Origin of the sequence: Olsenella profusa F0195 (assembly GCF_000468755.1) — a bacterium.
Classification (GTDB): Bacteria; Actinomycetota; Coriobacteriia; order Coriobacteriales; family Atopobiaceae; genus Olsenella_F; species Olsenella_F profusa.
Genome location: NZ_AWEZ01000069.1, coordinates 16,052 through 31,882 on the forward strand (window position 1 = coordinate 16,052; position 15,831 = coordinate 31,882).

The following is a 15,831-nucleotide window of genomic DNA, read 5'->3' on the forward strand; positions in this document are numbered from 1 at the left end:
GGCGGGGGTCTGTCATGAGGAATGCGACGCTAGTGGTCATGAGGCACGGCGAGTCCACATGGACGGACAAGGCCGTCAACGTGCCCACCGGCGTCCCGCGCGTCTACGAGTTCGAGAGCGACGCGTTTGGTGGCCTGCGCGTGCGGGGCGTCGGCCGCTACCTCGACCCCGAGGCCGCCGCCGCGGGCATCGCCGAGACGAAGAAGCTGGGCAGGGCGTAGCCGCGGGGCCCCTGTAGGGGCAGCGGGCACAGACGGCGGCACGGGCATTTCTCTTCTGGAAGGTGGGCACATGAAGGCAAAAGAGCCCCCAGGTACATAAAACCCGTCATCGTGCTGCCCTTGGTCGTCCTTGTCCTGTTTCTGGAGGGGAGAGGCCTCCAGCTATACTTTGGCGAGGAGTTCTCGCAGATGGCAGCGCTTCCAAACGGTGACGTTGGTGGATACGCAAAGCTCTTTGGGTATCCCCTGCTTGCCGGGGGATGGTTGTTTGGTGGGATCTTGGTGCGCGTGTCCGTCCTGGTTCTTATGGCGGCGGGCGTCACGGCGTGCGCCAAGCTGGCTCGCTATGTGTGGAAGAAGAGGTTCGACTGACGGGGGCCTGACGGGCGGCTTGGTCGCCCGGATCGGGTCTGCCCTGATGGCGGCCTCGCAAGACGTGAGGGGGCTACATGATGTTTGAGAAGTGGAGAAAGAAAAAGGGCAACGCGGCGCATGACCAAACGGACGTCGCGGCGGGCTTTGACCCCCGCCCCGCGGAGAGCAGCGCGGGGCTGGGATATACCGATATGGATGGCGGGCAAATGCGCATGGTCGAGTTCGCGAAGCGAACGGCGGGGCAGCCGGAGGCGAGCTATGTCCCAAGCGATCACTCCCTCCTTGCCGATTTGCACGCTGCGGACGAATGGGCCACGGACAACCTGAACAAGACTGGATACAAGGCGGACCACACCTTGGAGTCCATGAGGGAGGTGGAGCGTTTCATTGACGAGAACCCATCCCTTTTTGCAGGCAAGAGCGGCTCCATCGTCTTTTCCCTGGGTGCCTATGTTGGGGAGACGATCAAGCATCTGTGCGGGGGCCGCTGGGTCACGGATGACCAGGACCCGCAAGGCGAGCTGTACTGTACGGTCGAATATGGGGGTACGAGCTTCTGCTGGCCGGTGATCAGGGTCATGAAGAGGGTTCATGAGGGCTGGGAGGAGGGGGACCTCTATGGCTATGTGCTCTCCATGCAGAGGCGAGAGCCCTCTGAGTGAGAGAGGCGCGTCCATGGGCTGGCCCAACAATGAGCTGCCCCATGGGCCGAAGGCCTGTGGTCGAGATGGGCGGCCGGCCCCGCCGAGGCCCAGGGGAGACCCAGGGAAGCGGTGGGAGCCGCTCTCGGCCGGCGCCAGGCGCGGAACGATCGAGGTCTGTGTCACGGGAGCAGGCCGACGTCCCCCATGAGGAAGTCCCCCACGCCGCACGCGGCGCTGCCCACCACCAGCGTGCGCGCCTCGGGATACTCGAGGCAGAAGGCCTCCAGGCCCCCGGTCGACTTCACGCGGCCGCTCTTCACCTCGATGGCGGTCACGTGGCGGCCATCGGACACCACGAAGTCCACCTCCTTGTTCCCCTCGCGCCACCAGCAGACCTCGAAGCCGTCCGTCGCGGCCCGCGTGAGCAGGTACGCCCCGACGGCGCTCTCCACGAGATGCCCCCGCTTCGAGGCATCCGTGAGCAGCCCCTCGCGCCCGCTTCCGTAGGCGGCCGTCATGAGCGCGGTGTCGTGCACGAGCAGGCGTGGTGAGCTGGCCCTGCGGCGCAGCAGCTTGGGGTCGTACTTATGGAGGCCGCTCATCAGCCCCGCGACCTCCAGCAGCCCCAGGTAGTGCGCGATGGTCGCCGTGTTGCCCCGGTCGTCGAGCTGGCCGATCAGCTTGCGGTACGAGACCTCCTGGGCGGAGTAGGGGGCGCCCAGATAGAACAGCCTCCGCAGGAGCGCCGGGTTGCGGACCTGCTCCATGGCGACGACGTCGTTGTCGATGCTGGCGTCTATGATGGCGTCCTGCAGGTAGGCGAGCCAGCGGTCCCCGTCGCCGCGCAACGACGCCGCACCAGGGTAGCCGCCGAAGAGCAGGAAGTCGTCCAACGAGTAGCCGAACGCCTCGCGGCACTCGGCGTACGTCCAGTGCGTGCAGCGGATGAGCTCGAAGCGCCCCGCCAGGGAGTCGCCCAGGCCCGTGCGCAGGAGCGTCGCGGACGAGCCGGTGAGCACCACGCGCAGGTCCACGCCATTCCAGGCGTCCTCGTCCCACAGCGCCTTGACCGTGTCCGACCAGCCCCTGACGAGCTGGACCTCGTCGATGACGAGCAACGCGGCGGCGCCCTTGGAGCGGATCAGGTTGCGTGCGCGCTGCCAGTGCGCGCGTATCCAGTCGCCCGTCTGGGCGCGGTCGGGCACCTCGGCATAGTGGTAGGGCACCTCGACGTGGCCGAGCGCCTGCCTGATGGCGGTGGTCTTGCCGGTCTGCCGCGGCCCTATCAGGATCTGCATGAAGCGCCGCGGCTCACCCATCCGCCTGGAGAGGGTCTCCACGATCTTTCGCTGATACTCTTCCAACCTGTCCTCCGACTGCCGATGACATGCCCCATTGTCTCCCAGTTCTTAGGAGGTAGCTACCAAAAATTGAGAGCTATCTCCCAAAAACTGGGAGATAGCTCTCAGATCCCGGTGGTTCCGTGCGGGTGACGGGCATGCGCCCGTCGTGAGGGGCCAGGCTTACACCGGGCGCCATGGGCTGGCGCCCGCGTATGGCGGGCCGTGCGACGGTGCCCTCTGGCGCGAGCGTGGCGGACGGGTTCCATCCAGCGTGGGGCAACCGCCTGCCGGCGGAGCCCGCGCTTCTTCCAACGGTTGCCCGGTTGGAGGCGGGTGCATCGCCGACCGACCGGTTGGCAGAAGAGCGGTGGCGCCACCGTCACGGCTGTGCACCGCCCGCCGCCCGTGTGGGTGCGATCTGTCCCGTGTGGGTGCCATATGGTTCATGTGGGTGCGATTCTCCCGGCCCGACCCCCCGCGACCTGCGGATCCGCGGGCCGATTCCGGGAGATTGACACCCACATGAGGAGAAAGGCACCCACACGGGTGGGAATCGCGCCCACACGCGAGCAGAAGGCACCCACGGCGTCGGAACGTCCGCGGCCGGTTTCCCGGCTCTTGGGGTCGGCTGTCGCGCGGCGGGCATGTACTCGGGGTGTGCCGCCCAAAGTGTACGTTTCCGTTGCCTCGCGCGGCGTTTCCTCAGTTGGCATCTTCCGCGCATGCGTCAAACGCGCACTTTTGGCGATGCCTCCGGATGTCGGCCCCCTCTGGAGGGGTTAGGGGAGGCGTCGGTTCGCCCTTCGCCCCTAGTCTCCGGGGCGTGGCCCGCGCCCGTTCGCGGCGCTAGAATGATGATGACACACCTGCGATGTTTCCGAGGTCTAGCAGAGGGGGGACCCACCATGGCGGGCAGGCCGGCCGGGGGACGGTATGGAGAGGACGGGAACGGGCGATGGTCAGGGACTGGAACAGGGACGAGGCGTACTTCGACCGCTTCATCGAGGGCAGGGGAAGGCTCGCGCGGGAGGCGGAGGGCTGGCTCGAGCGCGGCGAGGTCCGCGAGGACCGCGTCGCGTCGGTGAGCGGGGGGCTCGTGAGGGACCTCCTCGAGCTGACGCTGGCCAGCTACTCGCGGGGCGACCCCATGCCCGAGGTAGCCCGCCGCCTGCGCGTCGACGACTCGGCGCTCGAGGGGAGGAGGTACTACCCCTACGAGCTGACGCGCTGGCTGGACGGCGGGGAGGGGAGCCATGGGTAGTGAGGCTGTCTGGTCCGAGTCCTTCGACTACGACGAGGCCACGTTCTACCGCTACTTCGCCGTGCACATGGGACCGCACGCGGGGCGGATGGCGGGCGACCTGGCGAGCAACGGTGGGGCCTACCTGCTGATCGCCCTCCCGTTCCTCGTGCCCATGGGGGCCACGCTCTCCCGGGCCCGCGTGGCCACGCCCGCCGACCTCGTGGGCTTCCTCGCCTCCGACCGCGTCGCGGCGGCCGCCATGGCGATCGGCGCCCTCGAGCTCCTCGCCGCGCTCCTCTGCGCGGTCGGCGTCGCCCGCGCGCTTCGCGGCGCGCACCCGGACCCCTCCTCGCCCGCGTGGCGTGCGCGCGCGCGGCTCTCCCTCGCGTGGGTGGCGTCCGGGCGGGGCGGGTCGCCCTACGACCCAGCCATAGAGGAGCACCCCTGGTGGGCTGGCGTGCTCGCGCTCAGGGCCGGGAGGGAGAGGTGGCACGACCGCTACCTGGTCCCGGCGAGGGTGGCCCCGCCCGGCGGCGACGGCCCGGCCGCCGGGTCCGTCCCCCTCTCGGCGGCCGTGTGCGCCGACGGCGTCCGGCGGGGCCCGTCGGGGGAGCTCGTGCCCTGGTCGGAGGTTCACGACCTGCTGGAGGACGGGGACCCCGGCGGCGTGGCCGTCCTGCGCAGCGAGCGGCTGGGCGAGACCCTGCTCCTGAAGGGCGGCTTCGGCGCCCCGTGGGGGGAGGTCAGGGCCTACATCGAGGGCGCCATCAGGCGCAGCCGCCCCAGGCGGAGGATCGGAGGCGCCATCCGCAGGGCCGGCGAGGTCCTGTCCGGCAGGAGGTCGATAGGGGAGTGATTCATGATGAGTATGGTAAGGATCGGCTGGCTTCCGCTGGGCCCTATTGTGATGCCCAGGGGTGAGCGGCTCCCGCGGATGGTGGTGGCCAGGATGGCCGGGGACGCACGGGAGGGCGTCCCCCATGAGTACGCGGGCTGCCTCTACCCGCTGGGTGACGTGGACGACGAGCACCGCCGGTACTTCGACGGGGACGACGTGGAGTCGGTCGCCTTCCTGGGCTACAAGGGCGCCGCGGAGGTTGACTTCGAGAGGCGCATGGACGCCGCCATGGCCGATTATCAGGGAAAGACAAAAACGCACCACTGATTACGGCGAGGGCGATTCACAGCCTATCGTGGCTGAGACGGCTGAAGATGCCGTCTTCGAAATGCTGCGATGCCACTTCACGAGGGGTATTCAGGCTGAGCCTTAGGGGTTGAATCTCGATCGTGCAATGAGAGGTCCTACGTTGCCGCAATGCAGGCAGGATGGCTCTGGGACCCGCGGTGTTCGGTAGGGCGCCTGAATCTGCCTCGTTTTCGTTGACAGGTCCCATGCCGCCCGTGGGCGACTCTTTCCCACGTTGGCGGCCTCGAACTCGGCAGGGCTCATGAGGTCCGGCGCCGAGTGCATCCTGCGCCTGTCATAGAGGGTTCCCATGCACTCGAGGATCTCGGCTTGGGCCTGCTCGAGGTCCGCGGACACCTTGCGACGGACGCACTCGCGCCTGTGGATCCCCATGAGGCCCTTCGCCAGGGCGTTGTTCTGGGGGTTGGGGACGGATCCCATGGCTGGATCCCACAGAGCTGACTCGACTAGGATCCCGTCATAGTCGTACCGGGATTCCTCAGTGGCCACCGAGGGAAACTCATCGGATGTCACCCATGACATGGTAAGACCTCCGTATGGAAAAGAGGTAGGCTCCCGTGACTCCCGCGGCGCACGCGACGACGAGCGCGAGGGTCGCACCCGCTCCGGCACCGTCCAGCAGGAGTCCCGCCCCGACGAACAGCAGGGAGGACGCAAGGGAGTTCATGAGGGACATGAGGGACAGGGAGGTGCTTCGGTATTCGGCCGGGGCCCTCTCCTGTACGTCGGACTCCGCCAGCACGTAGATCATCTCCGGCAGGGCGCACGCCACGAAGGCTGCGGCGACGAAGGGCAGCGGGTGGCGGTGCAGACACAGGGCCAGGGCGAGCAGGGCGAGCTCAAGGGTAACGAGGACCCTGAGGAGGCGGCCCCTCCCGACCTTCGCCGCGAGCCGCTCCGCAGCGAGGTATGACACAGAGTTGACGAGGTATGACGCCGAGAAGAACCCGCCGATGGCGGGGGTCGCGATTCCCAGGCCATCGAACAGCAGCTGGTTGAGGGAGTAGAAGCCCCCGTAAACCCCGTCGAGCAGCCCGAACATGACGATGACGAAGCCGGCGGAGGAGGCGATCGGGGCGAGCGCGCCCCTCAGCCGGCTGGCGAGTGTCCAGCCCTCTCCGCCCCCGACCCGCTCGAGCGCGAGCGGGTCGTGCTGTTGGATCGACGCGGCGATCACCAGCTGCGCCACGCAGGCTGCTGCCGACAGCACGAAGGGGAGGGACCAGGAGATCTCCGTGAGCAGGGAACCGGCCGCGATTGAGGCGCCCGAGACGAGCGACTCCGCCGCCATGAGACGAGACGAAACCTGGAGGTACCTCCCCTCGCTTCCGGAACCCTGCATGGCCTCGTACAGGAGGGCCCTATCGGATCCCGAAATGAACGCGTAGGCAGTAGCCTCGACGACGGCCGCGGCGACGTAGGGAACGACGGGCACCGCGAGCATCATGAGCGCGTGGGACGCGAGCAGGAGCGACCCCAGGCGCAGCGCCCTCCTCTTGCCGAGCCAGTCGCCCGCGAGTCCCGTCGGCACCTCCAGAATGGCGGTGGAGGCCGAGAATGTGGCCTGGTACACGGCGACCTCGGTAAACGAGAGCCCCACCCTTGCCAGGTAGACCAGATAGATCCCCCTCGTGAGGCACATGCTGGACACCAGGCAGAAGGCGACTATTTTATGGAGCTCGGGCCTGCCAGGGCTACTCATGGCTCATCATGCGTACCGCTACGGGGCGAGCGTTGTAGAGCACCAAGTCTATTCCCATCGTGTTCAGGAAGTCACGATAGGCCTGCTGCACAGGAAAATCGTAATGAAATATACAGGGCGCTCCATTGTCGTGGGACCTGTGACGATCGATTTCAAACTTCACAATAGATGCTGATAAGGCATCTATTGTATTAGACTGCAGAGAACTCTCTGCAGGTGAGGCGCAGTCGGAACAATGCCGCTCAATGATTTCTTGAGTGGTAAGAGAGCTTCTTTGGGGCATGCAAAAGAAAGTGAACTTGTACTCACTGATTAAATCGAAGTACTTGTCAGCCTTAGGTAGTAAATCACATATATCGTAATTTTGATTTACAGCAGTAAAAAGGTGATTGAAGTGATGAGGTCCCATCACTGCCACATCGATACCCGCCGCGATAAGGTCCTTATATATCGGACTCTCCTTCACCAAACGATAATCGATGATATTGCTGGCTCCCGCAACGTCAGTCTTAGGCTCAAGGCTCATGTATGACAGTCCCACGTGTGCTGAGCTGTGTCAAGATTTCGGACACAAAAAGTTGAGCCATCGCTCAGCAGCCACCTTCCCCACGAAAGCCGGATTTGGCACTGCGTTCTCCACAGCCGGCCTGGTCCCTTCGAAGGGGGCGTCCATCGCCTGCGCGGGCACCTGTTAGCCGATCGTCGTGTGCGGGCGGTTGCGGTCGTGGAGGCGCTCGATGCAGTCGATGGCGGCGTTGCGGGCCTCGGCGCGCGTCGCCCACCTGCGCAGGGAACTCTGCTCCATGCCACGCATGGATCCTCCCGTGCCAGTCGCGGCCCAGGACTCCCGACGCAGCCCCGAAGAGTGCTGCACATCCGTTGCCTATCCGTGCGACCGCCACGCACGAGGGGTCATGCCGGTCTCGCGTCGAAACACCTCGCTGAAGTGGCTCTGGGAGCAGAACCCCAAATAGGTGCTGATGTCGAGCAGCGATTGGTCGGTGTTTGCGAGCAGCGACTTTGCCTCTTCGACCTTCTCGTGCCGTATGTAGTCTGCAAGCCCCATGCCCGTTTCCTGCTTAAAGCGCGTGGAGAGAAACCCACGGCTCACAAAGAGCGCCTTGGCCACGTCCTCGGTGCGGATGGGCTCGAAGATGTGCGCACGAACGTAGTTTGTGGCGCCAAGCACGAGCTCGGAGGGGTTCTCGCCCAGGCGCAGGCGACCCACGCGCTCGGCGTACTCGACGGCCATGTGGTAGCCAAGCTCGCCCACCCGTTGGGTGTCTCCGGCAAGCTCGCAACGGTTGATGTAGGAGTCGCTGAGCGCAAGCGCCTTGCACGGATCCATTCCGCCTGAGATTGCCGCTCGAGAGATGACCGTTGTGGCGGCAATGAAGGTGTCCTTGGCGTTGCGCAGGGGGTTCGAGGAGAGCACGCCTGCCCTGAACGATGGGAGCCGCGAGAAGTACGCGCGCAGCTCGTTCGGGCGGCCCTGCCGCACGAGGGCGCATACGACCTCCTCGATCTTGAGCGAGGAGTTTTCTGGTCTCTCGTGTGTGGAGAACTCGTTTGCCCGGAACTCCTCCTTGGCGAGGTTCGAGTCGAGCACGCGCTGCACGTCGTCGTGGACCATCACCTGGTCGATGTCGACCCTCTCGCCGCTGGTGGCAAACGCGATGGCGCAGAGCACCTGCACGGTGGTGAGTGTCGGCAGCGTGGTGAGCGAGCGCATGCCGGCCGTGAACTGCGGCAGGTCGGCGGGGGAGACGCCGAGCTGGGCCGCCATGGCGGTGATCTGGGCTCTCGGGAGGGGAGCCTCGGGTATGGGCCCAAGCACAAGCCGCGCGTCTCCGGCAACGACAACGCCGAGGTAGAGATTGTCGTCGACGGGAACGTAGCCAACGGGGCCGTCGACGTCGAGAGCCTGCTCTTCCCACAGGGCGAGCGGGTCTGCGGGAAGCCTCACGGGGATGTGTGCCGAGGCCAGGGAGTTTCGCTGATAGACGTGCGCGGGCACAACGGCGATGCTCGCCATGAGCGTTGCCAGGTAGTCGATTCCCTCGAGGTCCATAGGGCTTCTCCGCCAATCGTGGTCGCGGCCGCTGGATGAGGACAAACCTACAAAACGATGACACAAAAGATATCCCTGCTGCACGGGCATGGCTACTCTTGGTGAAGTTCGATGATGCTCGGCAAAGTAAGGAGAAGGTGCTCCATGAAGGCTTTCATGATTGGCGGAACGGGACTTCTGGGAAGCGAGGCGGCGCGCGAGCTTATCGCACGCGGTCACGAGGTTACGGCGCTGGCGCTTCCGCCCGTGCCCAAGGGGGCCACGCTTCCGCCCGAGATGAAGATCGAGTTTGGCAACTACCTCGGGATGAGCGATGACGAGATGCGCTCCCACCTGCGCGGCTGCGACGCCTTTGTCTTTGCCGCCGGCGTCGACGAGCGCGTGGAGGGGCCGGCCCCCATCTACGACCTCTACAAGAAGTTCAACATCGATCCCATCAGGCGCCTTCTGCCACTCGCCAAGGAGTGCGGCGTCAAGCACGTTGCCATCTGTGGCAGCTACTTCGCCTACGCTGCCAAGAAGTGGCCACAGATGCAGCTCACGAAGTGGCACCCCTACATCAGGGGCCGCATCGACCAGGAGAACGCCGCCATGGACGTTGCCGGGCCCGACTTTGACGTCGCGGTGCTCGAGTTGCCCTACATCTTTGGCACGCAGCCCGGCCGAAAGCCTGTGTGGGTGTTTCTCGTCGAGCAGGTCCGCAGCATGAGGGGTGCCACCCTGTGGACCCGCGGCGGTACGGCCATGGTCACGGTGCGCCAGGTGGGGCAGGCCATCGCCGGTGCCGTCGAGCGCAACCGTAGCGGCAACTGCTATCCCATTGGCTGGTGGAACATGACGTGGGAGGAGATGCTGCGCCATGTCCACAAGTACATGGGCTGCCCCGAGAAGCCCGTTCGCACCATTCCCACCTGGATGTACGCCATCGGCGGCTGGAAGCTGCGCCGCGACCAGAGGAGGAGTGGCATCGACGGCGGCCTCGACATGGTGAAGTTCGCAGACATCCAGACCTCCGAGCTCTTCATCGACAAGAGCCTGGGAGCCGTGCCCCTGGGTGTGACCGACGACGACATCGATGCCGCCATTGGGGACTCCATCCGCCTCTCGCTTGACGTTGCCGACGACAAGGCCGACGTCATCTCGATGAAGGGGGAGTAGCCATGGCAACTGCAGGGCAGCCCGACACGCCGAGAAAGGCGCGCGTCCTCATGACGGGAGCCTCGGGCGGCATGGGCATGGCGTCGCTCAGGCAGATGGTGCCGGAGCTCGGGGATGCCTACGACCTCGTGGTCTTGGTGCGTGACTCCGAGAAGAACCGTGGCGAGATGGCACCGTTCGAGGGAACGCGCGGTCTTGAGGTCGTGTGGGGCGACCTCGACGACGACGCGGCGCTGCGTCGCTGCCTTGAGGGCACAGACCTCGTCCTCCACATTGCGGCGTTTGTCTCGCCGGCGGCCGACTACCATCCAAAGACCGCCATGCGCGTGAACTTCGGTGGCACCAAACGCCTCATCGACACGATCCACGAGCTGGGGCAAGACGACGCCACGGCCTTCGTCTACATCGGCACCGTGGCCGAGACCGGCGACCGCATGCCGCCCATCCATTGGGGTCGCGTGGGCGACCCGATCAAGCCCAGCATGTTTGACTACTACGCCGTGTCCAAGGTGGCTGCGGAGCGCTACGTGATCGAGTCTGGCCTTGCGCGCTGGGCGAGCCTTCGCCAGACGGGCATCATAGGGCCCGCGATGGTGCAGGTACGAGGCGCGATCCAGTTCCACAACTGCCTCTTCAACGTGCTCGAGTACTGCTCGGACCGAGACTCCGGCCGGGCCATGGCGCACCTTGCCTCCTATGACGCCAAGGGTACGCTCGATCCCTCGTTCTGGTGCCACGTCTACAACATCGGCGGCGGCGAGAGCTGCCACGTGAGCACCGTCGACATGTACCGCAAGCTCTACGGTGAGCTGGGCTTCACGAGCCTGGACCCGGTCATCGACAACAGGTACGTTGCCACCCGCAACTTCCATGGCCAGTACTACCTCGACTCCGACAGGCTCGAGGGCCTCCTCCACTTCCGCAGCGACTCCATGCAGTACTTCCACGACGAGTACCTCAGGGCCATGGGGCCCACTGCCATAGGGTTTGCGCGCCTTCTCTGTCGAATCCCCGGCGGGCAGCGCCTCATGGGCTCGATCATCAAGAAGTCGACGTTCGACAAGCTGCTCGACGCCGACCACGGCACGCGCCACTTCATCCAGGCGGGGATGGAAGACAGGATCGATGCCTACTGGGGCAGCAGCGCCGCCTGGGAGGCGCTGCCCGAGAGGGTGAGCGGCATGCCCGGGTTCACCGATTGGGACCACGTGGTCCCAATCGACCACGGCTACGACGAGTCCAAGCCCGAGGAGGAGCTCTCGCTGGGGGACATGCGTGGCGCCGCGGGGTTCCGCGGTGGCAGGCTTCTCTCCACCAGCATGGAGAAGGGCGACTGGCGAGCAAAGCTGCGCTTCCGTTGTGCGTTTGGGCACGAGTTCGAGGCCAGCCCGCGCCTCGTGCTTGAAGGTGGCCATTGGTGCCCGGCCTGCGAGGCCAAGAGCTGGAACTACGGTGCCCGTGCGAAGGTTGACCCGTTCTTCGCACAGGTGTGGAACCCCCTGCACTCCCCGGACGAGATGCGCGAGTATCCAAAATGAGACAAAGGGAGTTTCCCCTTGTCTCGCCCTTGTCTCATGACAAAACGGATAGCTACAACACAAATACGTAAGAATTTGGTTCTCCCGCCCCGTACAGTACGGATAACGAGATGAAAGCCCATAAGGGCGCAGAGAAGGGGAGGAAACACGCCATGGGAGGCCTGCGACTGTCATTTGCCAACAAACCGGTCTTTGACTCTCGGGTGAGGTCAGAAGAGGTGCGGCCGGCCGAGAAGATCTTAGGCTACCTGGTGGGACCCGTTGGCCCGGCACTCGTGAATTCGGTTCTCGCCAGCTACCTCAACGTGTTCTACACCGACGTGCTGGGGCTCACGCTGCTCTGGGGAGGGCTCTTCCTCCTCATCTTCCCGATTGTCTCCAAGGTTGCAAACGCCGTGGTGAACCTTTGGGTGGGCAAGCTCATCGAGCGCACGCACACGCGCCAGGGCAAGGCCCGCCCGTACCTGCTCGTCTCGGCCCCCATCTTCCTTGCGACCACGGTCCTCTGCTTCACGGTGCCCAACCTGGGCCTTGTTGCCGAGGTCCTCTGGGTGGTGGTGAGCTACAACCTCTTCTACCTGTGTGCCAACTCCCTCTACACCATGGCGCACAACCTCATGGTGCCGCTCTCCACGCACGACTCCGAGGCGCGCGGCTCGCTCTCGGTGATGAACAACATCGCGCAGACCATGGCCACGGGCATCATCATCGCGATGCTCTTCCCCATGCTCGTGCTGCCGGTGATCGGTGCCGACCAGGCGGCATGGGCCGTGATGGGCTGGATCTTGGGCGCCGTCGCACTGCCGCTCATCCTCATGGAGTACTACTTCACCCGTGAGCGCGTGACCGAGGAGCAGGGCGAGCAGGTGGCAGAGGAGCCCGTGCCCTTCCGCGAGCAGGTTCGCACCGTGATGGGCGACAGGTACTGGGTCATCCTGATGCTCTACCTCCTCATCTACACGCTCTCCCTTAACTTCAAGAACCTGTCGCTGCTCTACTTTTGCAACTATGTGCTGGGCTCCTACAACGACGGCATCACCCTGACGCTCATCAACGTGATCGGCGGCGTCCCCATGGGCCTGGGCATCTTTGCCGTGTGGCCCGTCGCCAAGCGCGTCGGCCTGCGCAACTCCACGCTCTGGGGCTTTGTGGTCATGGCCGTGGGCTCGTCCGTCTGCGCGCTCTTCCCCACGAGTATGCCCGTGGTCCTCGTGGGCCAGTTCATCAAGAACGTGGGGTGCCTGCCGGCCTCCTACGTCTTCATGGCCCTCTTTGCCGACGTGCTTGATCACTGCGAGTGGCGCTTTGGCTTCCGCTGCGACGGTCTTTCCAGCGCCACCTACTCCATCATCCAGACCGTGTGCGTGGGCGTTGCCAACGGCGTCTTCAACCTCATGCTTGGCGTCACGGGCTACGTGCCGCCCTCCGTCGTGGACGGCGTCACCGTTGCCGCGCAGCAAAGCGACGTCACCAAGGCCGTCTTCGTCTTCTTCTTTCCTGGTGCTTGACATCATCACGTCCATCGTGATCGTGGTGCTGCTCTCCCGCCTGAACGTCGAGAAGACCATCAAGCAGGAACAGGAAGAGATCAAGGCGCGTCACGAGACCTCTGGCGCGGCCGATGCGCCAGCCGTCACCGCCAAGGGGGGCTAGCCATGCGAGCCACAAACCTCACCGTAGCGTGCCTCACGAATCCCCTGGGCATAGACGTCAGGTGCCCCGAGCTTGCCTGGATTGACGAGGACGGTCTTTCCCAGAGCGCCTACCAGGTGGAATGCAAGGATGGTGCGGGTGCCACGCTCTGGGACACGGGCAAGGTCGCAAGCGCCTCCATGCGCATCGCCTGGCCCGGTGCCGCCCTTGCCAGCCGCGAGCGCGTCACGTGGCGCGTGCGCCTCTGGGACGACGGTGACGCCTGCGGTCCCTGGTCCGAGTTTGCAAGCATCGAGGAGGGGCTTCTCTCGGCAGATGACTGGTGCGCCCGTTGGATCAGCGGCAACTACGACGTTCCCACCCCACGCGCAGGTGCGTTGGGCAACTTCAGGCAGATGGTCGCCGCCATGCGCCCCGCGAGCCCCGACCAGGTGGTGACCGAGCCCATCCTCGAGGGCCGCTACCCCGTGGACTGCTTCTGCCGCGCGTTCGTCGTGGGCAAGGCTCCGGTGCGGGCACGTCTCTACATCACCGCCTGCGGCCTCTACGAGGCACGCATTGACGGCGAGAAGGTCGGGGACCTCTGCATGGCTCCGGGCCACACGGACTATCGCAAGCGCGTCCAGTACCAGACCTACGACGTCACTGCCGCGCTGGCGACTGGTGCGCACGAGCTCACGGTCCAGCTTGCCGATGGCTGGTATCGCGGGTCCTGCGGCGCGTGGGGACTTCTCAACCAGTATGGCACCCAGACGAAGCTTCTGGCGCAGCTCGAGGTGACGTATGCCGACGGCCACGTTGATTGTGTTGCCACAGATACGGACTGGCAGTGGTCAGGTGACGGCCCCATCCTCTTTGCCGACAACAAGGACGGCGAGATGGTCGACGCCACGCGCGCCCCCAGCTACGCCGGGCATGCCCGCGACGCTCGTCATGACGTTGCCCCCACGGCCTCGAACAACGTGCCGATCACGATGCACGAGCGCTTCTCGCCTGCGCCCGCCCTGGCGCCCAACGGCAGGCTGCTCTTTGACCTGGGGCAGAACATCGCCGGCTGGGTAGAGCTGGACTTTGACGCCCACGAGAGCCAGCACGTGCTCCTGCGCTGTGGGGAGATGCTGGACGCTGACGGCAACCTCACGCTCAAGAACATCCAGTGCTCGCGTGAGGGCTTTGCCACGCCGCTCCAGCAGGTGGAGTATGTGTGCCGTGAGGGGCACAACCACTACCGCACCACGTTCTGCGTCTTCGGCTTTCGCTACGTGGAGGTCGAGACGAACGTGCAGCTGGGAGAAGGCTCGCTCACGGCCATTGCGCTCTACTCCGACATGCGCCAGACCGGGAGCTTCGAGTGCTCCAACGAGCTCTTGAACCGCTTCTTCGAGAGCACCGTGTGGTCCACGAAGGGCAACTCGCTCGACGTGCCCACAGACTGCCCCACGCGCGAGCGCCACGGCTGGTCGGGCGACGCGCAGATCTTCTTCGAGACCCTCTCGTACCTCTTCGACTGCCGCTCGTTCGAGCGCAAGTGGCTGCATGACCTCTTCGACTGGCAGAAGAGGGATGGCAGGCTCCCTCAGGTGGCACCTGCGGGCGGCGTCGACTCCTACATGCGCTTCCTTGACGGCTCGGTGGGATGGGCGGATGCCGGGATCCTCATCCCGTACCGCTACTGGAGGCATTACGGCGATGCCTCGGTGCTGGCGGAGCTCTACGACGGGATGCGCCGCTACGCGGAGTTCATGATCCGTCGCTGCGGGCGGCGCGGCCCCTTCTCCAAACGCGTTGGCATCCATGGCGAGGCAAAGAAGTACCTGGTCAACATGGGTCAGTGCTATGGGGAGTGGGCCGAGCCCGCAGACGTCCACAAGATGGACTGGAAGGACACCGTGGCGCCGCACCCCGAGGTGGCAACCGCCTACACGGACTACGTGCTGGGATGCATGGCCCAGATTGCCCGCGAGCTTGGGCATGAGGAGGACGAGGCCAGGTATCGCCAGTATTCCGAGGGCTGCAGGCTCGCCTACCAAGAGCTCTCACGGCTGCCCGAGTTCTCGCTCGACACGGACAGGCAGGCGCGTCTGGTGCGGCCTCTGGCCTTTGGCCTCCTGGACCCCCAGCAGACCGCATATGCGCGCAAGCGCCTGGTGAAGGCATGCGAGAGCTACGGGTGGCGTCTGGGCACGGGCTTCCTCTCCACGCCGCTCATCCTGGACGTGCTTGCCAAGTACGACCTGGATGCCGCCTACCGCCTGCTGGAGAACGAGGAGATGCCAGGCTGGCTCTTCATGCCCAAGATGGGTGCCACCACGGTGTGGGAGTCGTGGGAGGGCACACAGGCCCAGGGAGGCATCGCCTCGCTCAACCACTACTCCAAGGGTGCCGTGTGCGCGTGGCTCTTCCGCGTGATGTGCGGCATCGCGCCCGACGGCGAGCGGCACGTCACGGTGGCACCGCGTCCGGGAGGCCGCTTCGCGTACGCAAAGGCAGGCTACGAGAGTCCCTGCGGGTTTGTCGGCTGTGGCTGGCAGCGTGTGGAGGACGGCTGGAGGTTCGCCGTGGAGGTGCCTGCCAACTGTGCGGCTACGGTGGTATTGCCGGACGGGTCCACCCGCGAGGTGGGTGCCGGTGTTCACGAGTTCGAGTGCGTCGCGCGTGCGGCAAGGGAGGGCTAGA

General features: G+C 65.3%; 16 protein-coding genes. 11 read left to right on the plus strand and 5 right to left on the minus strand.

Going from position 1 to position 15,831, the window contains the following annotated elements:
* Positions 1-38 precede the first annotated feature (38 nt).
* The 3 genes from HMPREF1316_RS11480 to HMPREF1316_RS11490 all read left to right on the plus strand — a co-directional run bounded on the left by HMPREF1316_RS11480 (position 39) and on the right by HMPREF1316_RS11490 (position 1,258).
* Entirely contained in the window at positions 39-221 is a 183-nt protein-coding gene (locus HMPREF1316_RS11480) for a hypothetical protein (protein ID WP_198009681.1), read from the plus strand.
* Positions 222-410: 189 nt separating this feature from the next.
* Positions 411-593, plus strand: coding sequence for a hypothetical protein (locus tag HMPREF1316_RS11485; protein WP_156901077.1), 183 nt, complete (start codon positions 411-413; stop codon positions 591-593).
* A 77-nt stretch (positions 594-670) separates the two neighbouring features.
* Positions 671-1,258, plus strand: coding sequence for a hypothetical protein (locus HMPREF1316_RS11490; protein ID WP_021727237.1), 588 nt, complete (start codon positions 671-673; stop codon positions 1,256-1,258).
* A gap of 161 nt (positions 1,259-1,419) precedes the next feature.
* Here HMPREF1316_RS11490 and HMPREF1316_RS11495 read toward each other — a convergent pair whose 3' ends face one another.
* On the minus strand, positions 1,420-2,604 hold the full coding sequence (locus HMPREF1316_RS11495) for an ATP-binding protein (protein WP_021727269.1): 1,185 nt from the start codon (positions 2,602-2,604) through the stop codon (positions 1,420-1,422).
* Positions 2,605-3,538: 934 nt separating this feature from the next.
* Here HMPREF1316_RS11495 and HMPREF1316_RS11500 point away from each other — a divergent pair.
* Genes HMPREF1316_RS11500 through HMPREF1316_RS11510 form a run of 3 tightly spaced genes read left to right on the plus strand, consistent with a single transcriptional unit; the run spans position 3,539 to position 4,991 of the window.
* The gene (locus HMPREF1316_RS11500) at positions 3,539-3,844 is read left to right on the plus strand and encodes a PoNe immunity protein domain-containing protein (RefSeq protein ID WP_021727181.1); all 306 of its coding nucleotides are present in this window, start codon (positions 3,539-3,541) and stop codon (positions 3,842-3,844) included.
* Positions 3,837-4,682, plus strand: coding sequence for a hypothetical protein (locus tag HMPREF1316_RS11505; RefSeq protein ID WP_021727238.1), 846 nt, complete (start codon positions 3,837-3,839; stop codon positions 4,680-4,682). The genes HMPREF1316_RS11500 and HMPREF1316_RS11505 overlap by 8 nt, the downstream gene beginning before the upstream one ends.
* A 3-nt stretch (positions 4,683-4,685) precedes the next feature.
* Positions 4,686-4,991: a DUF4176 domain-containing protein gene (locus HMPREF1316_RS11510; protein WP_040652443.1), complete on the plus strand. Its 306-nt coding sequence runs from the start codon at positions 4,686-4,688 to the stop codon at positions 4,989-4,991.
* Positions 4,992-5,093: 102 nt separating this feature from the next.
* Here the strand turns inward: HMPREF1316_RS11510 and HMPREF1316_RS11515 are convergent, their stop codons facing one another.
* The 4 genes from HMPREF1316_RS11515 to HMPREF1316_RS13430 form a co-directional block, all read right to left on the minus strand.
* Positions 5,094-5,453 carry a hypothetical protein gene (locus HMPREF1316_RS11515; protein WP_021727197.1) on the minus strand — a complete coding sequence of 120 codons (360 nt, stop codon included), beginning with the start codon at positions 5,451-5,453 and terminating at the stop codon, positions 5,094-5,096.
* A gap of 79 nt (positions 5,454-5,532) precedes the next feature.
* A complete protein-coding gene (locus HMPREF1316_RS11520) occupies positions 5,533-6,735 on the minus strand; it encodes an MFS transporter (protein ID WP_021727189.1) in 1,203 nt (400 codons plus the stop codon).
* Positions 6,728-7,261 carry a hypothetical protein gene (locus tag HMPREF1316_RS11525; protein WP_040652446.1) on the minus strand — a complete coding sequence of 178 codons (534 nt, stop codon included), beginning with the start codon at positions 7,259-7,261 and terminating at the stop codon, positions 6,728-6,730. Before HMPREF1316_RS11525 ends, HMPREF1316_RS11520 begins: the two co-directional genes overlap by 8 nt.
* Before the next feature lie 357 nt (positions 7,262-7,618).
* Positions 7,619-8,806, minus strand: coding sequence for a helix-turn-helix domain-containing protein (locus HMPREF1316_RS13430; RefSeq protein ID WP_021727290.1), 1,188 nt, complete (start codon positions 8,804-8,806; stop codon positions 7,619-7,621).
* A 144-nt stretch (positions 8,807-8,950) separates the two neighbouring features.
* Here HMPREF1316_RS13430 and HMPREF1316_RS11535 point away from each other — a divergent pair, with 144 nt between their 5' ends.
* From HMPREF1316_RS11535 to HMPREF1316_RS11550, 5 genes are all read left to right on the plus strand, one after another.
* A complete protein-coding gene (locus HMPREF1316_RS11535) occupies positions 8,951-9,964 on the plus strand; it encodes an NAD-dependent epimerase/dehydratase family protein (protein ID WP_021727233.1) in 1,014 nt (337 codons plus the stop codon).
* A 2-nt stretch (positions 9,965-9,966) separates the two neighbouring features.
* Complete coding sequence (locus HMPREF1316_RS11540) at positions 9,967-11,502, plus strand: NAD-dependent epimerase/dehydratase family protein (protein ID WP_021727229.1); 1,536 nt, start codon at positions 9,967-9,969, stop codon at positions 11,500-11,502.
* A gap of 203 nt (positions 11,503-11,705) precedes the next feature.
* Complete coding sequence (locus HMPREF1316_RS11545; RefSeq protein ID WP_232204532.1) at positions 11,706-13,010, plus strand: MFS transporter; 1,305 nt, start codon at positions 11,706-11,708, stop codon at positions 13,008-13,010.
* A complete protein-coding gene (locus HMPREF1316_RS14195; protein WP_021727283.1) occupies positions 13,003-13,155 on the plus strand; it encodes a hypothetical protein in 153 nt (50 codons plus the stop codon). The genes HMPREF1316_RS11545 and HMPREF1316_RS14195 overlap by 8 nt, the downstream gene beginning before the upstream one ends.
* A gap of 2 nt (positions 13,156-13,157) precedes the next feature.
* The gene (locus HMPREF1316_RS11550; RefSeq protein ID WP_021727193.1) at positions 13,158-15,830 is read left to right on the plus strand and encodes a family 78 glycoside hydrolase catalytic domain; all 2,673 of its coding nucleotides are present in this window, start codon (positions 13,158-13,160) and stop codon (positions 15,828-15,830) included.
* Position 15,831: the final 1 nt, after the last annotated feature.